A 6,991-nucleotide genomic window follows, 5' to 3' on the forward strand; every position below is an offset into this window, starting at 1 on the left:
CTTTTCAATCTTAAGGAGGGAGAGCAACAGATGGAACTATCCAATGACCCCGAATCGCTGGCCGATAGATTGAAAAAAATAAACCCTGAAGATTTCGGGAAATATTCTCTGTAGTGCCGGATCCTATTATAAAATATGCGCTGGCGGCTGCCTTGTCTGTCCTTTTCTGGTCGACAGGTCTGGCGGCAGCCGATGAGCGGATGTCATTTGAGCAGGCCCTCAAGATGCTCGAGTCGGGCAAGTACTGCGAGGCGGAGAGCCTCTTTTCGGATCTTTTTGTCTCCGACAATAACCCCCAGAATGGCCCGAGAGATTTATTCTATCAGGCCAAAGCGGCGTACTATGCCGAATCGCTGGAAAAAAGCCGCGGGAATTTTGACCGTCTGATTTCATCATATCCGCAATCACCCTATATCCCTTACGGTTATTTCTATCTGGGCAATATTTATTATCGTCTGGGTCGAGAGACCAACGCCATGATCGCCTATTTGGATGCTTACCGATTGTCGTCCGATAAAAAACTGGATTCCCTCATCCTCAATTCCATTGAGGCTGCGATAGGAGTGCCCCGTTCCATGGCCCTTAAGGAAATCTCTTATGGGGTTTACTCCGAGGAAAGGAAATGCCGGCTGGCGGTTTCGGTAGGGCGTGGATTGCTGAAGCAAAAAAACTATCAATCGGTGCCGGCGGTACTTTCCGGCTGCACGGGTCTGGAAGCCTCTGCCTTGCTGGCCGAGGCGGATCGGCTTCTTCGTGAGGAACCTCAAATAGGTATTGCTCTGCCCTTATCGGGGGAATTGCAGAAATACGGCGAATCGCTTCTTGAGGGGGCAATGCTGATGGCCGAAGATTTCACTCGGGAAAGCGGGAGGAAGATAATACCGGTCATTTACGACACGCGCGGAGAAAGTGTTGAGGCAGCGCGAATTGCGCGCCGTCTGGCCACCCGAGGGGTTACGGCCTTTATCGGACCTCTGACCAGCGAGGAGACGGCGGTGACCTCGGCTACCCTATCCTGCAGTGACCTGCCGATAATTGCACCGGCCGCAAGCCAGAGCGGCCTGACCGAATTATCTCCCCATTGCTATCAGCTTCAGCCGACTCTCGACCTTCAGGGGGCCAGGATGGCCGAATTTGCGATCCTGCAGAAGAAATTCGATACCGCCGTCATTATAACCCCGACCATACCGGAGAATTTAAGGATGGCGCGTGCCTTCTCCAGGAGATTTACCGAGTTGGGCGGGAAGGTTCTCGGCATTGAATATTTCCGCGCCCATGACACCGATTTTGGGCCGCTTCTTCTGGACATAAAATCACTCGCCATGGGAAATCTCTCCGAATCTCTGATCTTTATCAATGAAAAGGGTGACACGCTCGAACCTCGCGAAGTGCCGATCAATCTGGAATGCCTTTACATTCCCGCTGATGCCGATCAATTGGCCCAGCTTCTGCCGCAAGTTAATTTCTACAACATCAAAGCGACCTTTCTCGGCGGTGAAGGATGGGGGGAAAAAAGTGTCTTCGATCTCGGCCGTGATATCACCAGAGAATGCTATTTCGCATCGGGCCGCATTGGCGGCGATAATCCCGTATCCGCCGGTTTTGCGACGGCTTTCCTGAAAAAGTATGAACAGGAGCCGGGATATCTGGAGGCGTTGGGATATGATGCCATGGCGCTCATCTGTCGGGCGTTTTCGGCCGGGAATAACACCCGGCTTGAAATAAGCCACTATCTTTCAACCGTGAAAGATTATAAAGGGGCGGCCGGAAACGTATCATTTGACGCCAATCGCGAGAACACGGCCATGCCGGTTTATACCATAATCTCGGGAAAATCAAAAAGGGTGGAGTTCTGATGATCCTTGCGGAAAAGGAAAAAGGGCTGCTCGATTTTATCGGTCGATATAAATCTGTCCTGGTGGCATATTCCGGCGGCCTTGATTCGGCCATGGTACTCTGGGCTTCGCTGAAGGCGCTTGACCGTGAACGGGTCTGGGCGGTTACCTCATATTCGGAATCTTATCCATCGGGTGAGCGGGAAGAGGCCGAGAAAATAGCCGATGAATTGGGGCTTTCCAAAGAACGGTTATTGTTCATCACCACCAAAGAAATTGCCGACCCGAACTATTTGCGTAACGCGCCGGACCGATGTTATTTCTGCAAAGCGGAATTGTTCTCGGAGTTGATGCGAATGGCAAGAGAGTTGGGAGCGGAAGTGATTTTTGACGGCAGCAATATTTCCGATATCGGCGATTATCGCCCCGGCCGCAAAGCGGCCGAGGAACGGCGGGTACTCTCTCCGTTTGTTGAAGTAGGACTGGGCAAGGAGGAACTTCGCCAACTGGCCCGCAAATACAACTTGTCTTTTTCCGAAAAACCCGCCGCCGCCTGTCTGGCCTCCCGCATTCCCTATGGCATTGAAGTCACTCCGGAGCGGTTGAGGCAGATTGATGAAGCCGAGAAGGGAATCAGCGCGCTGGGATTCGCGGGATTTCGGGTGCGGTACCATTATGATGTGGCCCGGCTCGAATTTCGTCCCGAGGATATTGCGCGGGTTTTTGATGATGGGGTGCGTAATAAATTGGTTGAGGCTGTGAAAAAGGCCGGTTTCCATTATGTGGCGCTCGACCTGGAGGGGTATCGCCGGGGGAGCCTGAACCGAACCTTAAATGCTGGAGAGAAGTGATGGAAGACGACAGGAAATTTGCGCTGAAAATGGTTGTGGACGGCAAAGAAAGAAATATTACTTTTGAGGAGCTGGCATTGTCCAACAACCTGGCGCAAGAGGCGCTGGTCAGGCTGCTGATTGACAAGAAGATTTTTGAGCCCAAGGAACTGCTGGCGAAAATGGAACTGGTCAAGAAAGAACGGTACCGCACCGGCGAACCGGAACAAAAATGAACGATATGTCGCAGGAAGATAAAGAGCAGCTTTCGCTGGAACTGAAGGCTGAGCCGAAACCCAAACCGGAGCCGGAAGGGATTCGGTCGGAAGGCAAAGTGTTGGAATGGGTGTCGCATCCGGCCAAAAGAAAGCCGCTGGTCACGGTCGCGGTTTCGCTCTTTATTGCAATGCTCGTGATTATCGTTTACTACATGACCTATTCGGTTTGGTTTTCGGTGCTGGGTTTTGTTATTCTGTATGGATCGCTCTCGGCTTTCTATTTCCCGACACGGTACCGGCTGGCCGACGATGGGATAGAAGTCAAGACGACGTTCCAGAGACTGCATAAGAAATGGTCGCAGTACCGTACCTGCTATGTCGACAAAAATGGAATCCTGCTTTCTCCCTTTGCGCGACCATCACGCCTGGAAAATTTCCGCGGCCTTTATCTCCGGTTCTGGTACAACCGTGATGAGGTTATGGCCTTTGTGAATGAGCAAATAGAAAAAAACCGCGCCGCCGAAAAGGAAGGAGGCTGAAATGGCTTTTTTCAAAGGGACGACCAAAGAAAAAGAAGAAAACAAAGAGCCGATCCCCGCCGAGGAAGATGCCATACTGGAAAGAGTGGCGCTGAAGGTGGTGCAATGGCGGATGGCGGTCCCGGCGATTCTCTTTCTCGAGTCGGTCAAGCCGCTTAATTATATCGGCGCGCAAACCATGGTTTTCTTTGAGCCGATTGTGCAGTCGATATTCAATTTCAAAGACTATGAGATTTTCAGGGCAACGATGGAACGCCGGGAAAATGTCGAAAATCTGCTTCAGAAGATCGAAAAGTATGACGCTGTGATGTACGAGAGAGAGAGAGCAATCAAGAAATTCATGAAGGGCGAGAAGAAGAAATGGAAATGGTACCAGCGCTATTGCGGTATCGCCCGACCCAAAGTTGTTCTTCCGGAAGAACTCCGCATTTCACCGATTTCCGCAAAAGATAAAAAGTAGATTCCCCACCCCAGCAGATATCGATGTCGGGTTTCTCATTCCGACTGGTGTCGGAATGAGAAACCCGACCTACAAGTCAATTATCCGTCTTGTGTCTGCGATCCGTCACTTATTCATAAACGGCAGAAAACTCATGAAATCGGCGTGGTGCACGATAAGGGCCTCGGTTGTCCGCTTGACATGATCCCCCTCGCCGGCATGAGCGGCAATGATATGGCAGACTTTGTCCGGAATACCGCATTGCATGGCCAGCGCCACCCCCGAGAACGGATGCCGTATAAATTTTCCCATATCGCTCACCACGGCTTTACCGTCAACCTTGTCATATTCGAGCAATTTCCCGACATCGGCCAGAATGGCGCCGGAGATAACCGCATCCATATCGATAGGGAGATTGTTACCGAAAAAATGCGCCATTATTGTTGCCGACTCATGGGCGATATGCACCACGGCCCGCTTATGCTCCATGAAAGTTACCCGGCAATCTTTGGCAAGAAGGGTGAATGGTATCTCGTGAAGGTCTTTGATATTCAGTTTGCTTTTAGAGAGGGCCAATACCCAGGTGTCGGCGGTTTGCTGCCGCAATATTTCATCTTTAATCCAGTTCAGTTCCGGCCAGAGTTCCTTTACTTTATCGAGCATGATTGTTTCTCCTGTTTGCATTGTTACATTTATTTTTCGGTAATTAATAGCAGTATGGGGCGAATGTCAATTGGAGAAATCGGCGTCAGGTGGAGCATTCCTACTATGAGGAAGCCGTCAGGTCTCATCCCGATTCGCCGGTGAATCGGAATTAGGACCTGACGGAACATATAATACTGCTAATCATATGCGGTTGCAAAAATCTTAAAGCAGTAACGGCGGGTCTGAGGACCCGCCGTGCACGAATTTTCTTCGCTTGTCTGTTAAATATCAAGATTCCTGACATAGCGGGCGTTTTCCTGGATAAAATCGCGGCGGGGCTCGACCGCATCACCCATCAGAATCGTAAAGAGGTGATCGGCCGCGGCTCCATCCTCGAGATTCACGGCCAGAAGGGTTCTGGTTTCGGGATCCATAGTGGTTCGCCAGAGTTGATCCGGATTCATTTCACCCAGACCTTTGTATCGTTGCACGGTGACACTATCTTTCCCCAATTGAGTCGTAATCCGGTCGCGCTCCTCATCGGAGTAAGCGTATTGCTCGGTTTTCCCCTTCTGCACCCGGTAAAGGGGCGGCTGAGCGATATAGATTCGCCCCTGCTCAATGAGTTCTTTCATATAACGGAAGAAGAAAGTGAGTATAAGGGTGCGAATATGGGCGCCATCGATATCGGCATCGGTCATGATGATGACTTTGTTATAGCGAAGCTGGGTGGCGTCGAAATCCTCTGTAATGCCGGTGCCGAGTGCCGTAATCAAAGCGCGGATTTCATCATTGGAGAGAATCCGGTCGATACGGGCTTTCTCGACATTCAGGATTTTTCCTTTGAGGGGAAGAATCGCCTGGAAACGGCGGTCGCGCCCCTGTTTGGCCGAGCCGCCGGCGGAATCTCCCTCAACGATATAGATCTCGCACGATTCCGGGTCGGTCATGGAGCAATCGGCCAGCTTTCCCGGCAGAGCGGCATTATCGAGCGCGGTCTTGCGGCGAGTGAGCTCTTTGGCCTTGCGGGCCGCCTCGCGCGACCGGGTCGCCGAGATGACTTTCTCGGATATCTTCCTTGCCACCGAGGGATTTTCCTCAAAGAATTCGGCCAGATATTCGTTAGTGATTGTCTCGACAATCCCCTTGGTTTCGGAGTTGCCCAATTTGGTCTTGGTTTGCCCCTCAAATTGCGGCTCGGGAACCTTCACCGAAATGACCGCAGTCAGCCCCTCGCGGGAGTCATCTCCGATAACGGTCATGTCGCCGTTTTTCAGTATGCCGTTCTTGGTGATATAGTTATTGATGCTGCGGGTGAGAGCGGTGCGGAATCCGGTCAGATGCGAACCGCCTTCGATAGTGTTGATATTATTGACATAAGTAAAGAGGTTCTCAACATAACCATCGTTATACTGGATGGCGATCTCAACGTCCGTCCCCTCTTTTTCTTTCTGAAAATAGATTGGTTTTTTATAGATAACATTCTTGTTTTCGTTGAGATACTCGACAAAAGCCGATAGGCCGCCCTTATATTGGAAATCAAGCTTTTTATCAATGCGGTGGTCAACCAGAGTGATCTTGAGTCCTTTGTTAAGGAAGGCCAGCTCTCTCATGCGGGAGGCGAGAATATCGAACTTGTAGTCGATGCGGGAGAATATTTCGCGGTCGGCCAGAAAACAGGTCTTATTCCCCGATTCCTTGGACTGCCCGACCTTCTTGATATCCCCATTGGCAATGCCACGGATATAATCCTGACGATAAACGGCACCATCGCGAGAAACCTCGACCCAGCACCATTCGGCCAGAGCATTGACGACTGAGACGCCGACACCATGCAAACCGCCGGAGACCTTGTAGCTGGCATGGTCGAACTTTCCGCCGGCGTGAAGCATGGTCATGACTACCTCAAGAGCCGACTTCTTCTGCGTGGGGTGCATATCGACCGGGATACCGCGGCCGTCATCGACAACGGTCACGGAGTTATCCTGCCCGACTTCAACTATGATGGCGGTGCAGAATCCGGCCATGGCCTCATCAATGGAGTTATCGACCACTTCGTACACCAGATGGTGCAGACCGCGCGGGCCGGTATCGCCGATATACATGGCCGGGCGGCGTCGTACCGCCTCCAGTCCTTTCAGGACTATATCAACCGAATCGGTCCCCTTAGAATTATTTTCCTTCCCAGTATTAATAGTCGTATAATCCTCTTTCATTTAAATTGGAATCCTCTCTGACCTATGAGACAAAATGGATTTTCTTGACCGCTTTGCCTCCGGGAACAGCATGAATTTTTTCCAGTATGGCCTCAACCTCCAGGGATAGTTGCTGCCGCCAGACCGAATCTGGAACCGAAACCAGCAGCGTATCATCCTCAAACCGGACGGCCTGTGACACTCCTGCAATTTTCTCGCCGACAATCTCGGGCCAATCGACGGCGATGCGCCACCCGCCCAGATTACGGGCCAGCCCGAGTTCGCCCAGA

General features: G+C 51.4%; 8 protein-coding genes. 5 read left to right on the top strand and 3 right to left on the bottom strand.

Going from position 1 to position 6,991, the window contains the following annotated elements:
• Positions 1-113 precede the first annotated feature (113 nt).
• From NT002_08705 to NT002_08725, 5 genes are read left to right on the top strand one after another with little or no spacing between them, the layout of a single operon-like run.
• Positions 114-1,856, top strand: coding sequence for a penicillin-binding protein activator (locus NT002_08705; GenBank protein ID MCX6829342.1), 1,743 nt, complete (start codon positions 114-116; stop codon positions 1,854-1,856).
• Positions 1,856-2,686 carry an ATP-dependent sacrificial sulfur transferase LarE gene (gene larE / locus NT002_08710; GenBank protein ID MCX6829343.1) on the top strand — a complete coding sequence of 277 codons (831 nt, stop codon included), beginning with the start codon at positions 1,856-1,858 and terminating at the stop codon, positions 2,684-2,686. The genes NT002_08705 and larE overlap by 1 nt, the downstream gene beginning before the upstream one ends.
• Positions 2,686-2,901: a hypothetical protein gene (locus NT002_08715; GenBank protein ID MCX6829344.1), complete on the top strand. Its 216-nt coding sequence runs from the start codon at positions 2,686-2,688 to the stop codon at positions 2,899-2,901. The genes larE and NT002_08715 overlap by 1 nt, the downstream gene beginning before the upstream one ends.
• Positions 2,898-3,422, top strand: coding sequence for a hypothetical protein (locus tag NT002_08720; GenBank protein MCX6829345.1), 525 nt, complete (start codon positions 2,898-2,900; stop codon positions 3,420-3,422). Before NT002_08715 ends, NT002_08720 begins: the two co-directional genes overlap by 4 nt.
• A gap of 1 nt (position 3,423) precedes the next feature.
• Positions 3,424-3,882, top strand: a complete 459-nt coding sequence (locus tag NT002_08725) for a hypothetical protein (protein ID MCX6829346.1) — start codon at positions 3,424-3,426, stop codon at positions 3,880-3,882.
• A 105-nt stretch (positions 3,883-3,987) separates the two neighbouring features.
• Here NT002_08725 and NT002_08730 read toward each other — a convergent pair whose 3' ends face one another.
• The 3 genes from NT002_08730 to NT002_08740 form a co-directional block, all read right to left on the bottom strand.
• Positions 3,988-4,524 carry an HDIG domain-containing protein gene (locus tag NT002_08730; protein ID MCX6829347.1) on the bottom strand — a complete coding sequence of 179 codons (537 nt, stop codon included), beginning with the start codon at positions 4,522-4,524 and terminating at the stop codon, positions 3,988-3,990.
• Between the two features lie 263 nt (positions 4,525-4,787).
• Positions 4,788-6,722: a DNA topoisomerase (ATP-hydrolyzing) subunit B gene (gene gyrB / locus NT002_08735; protein ID MCX6829348.1), complete on the bottom strand. Its 1,935-nt coding sequence runs from the start codon at positions 6,720-6,722 to the stop codon at positions 4,788-4,790.
• Between the two features lie 22 nt (positions 6,723-6,744).
• The coding region (locus NT002_08740) for a DUF721 domain-containing protein (protein MCX6829349.1) at positions 6,745-6,991 on the bottom strand (247 nt) is incomplete at its 5' end.

This window comes from Candidatus Zixiibacteriota bacterium (assembly GCA_026397505.1).
Lineage (GTDB): Bacteria > Zixibacteria > MSB-5A5 > GN15 > PGXB01 > JAPLUR01.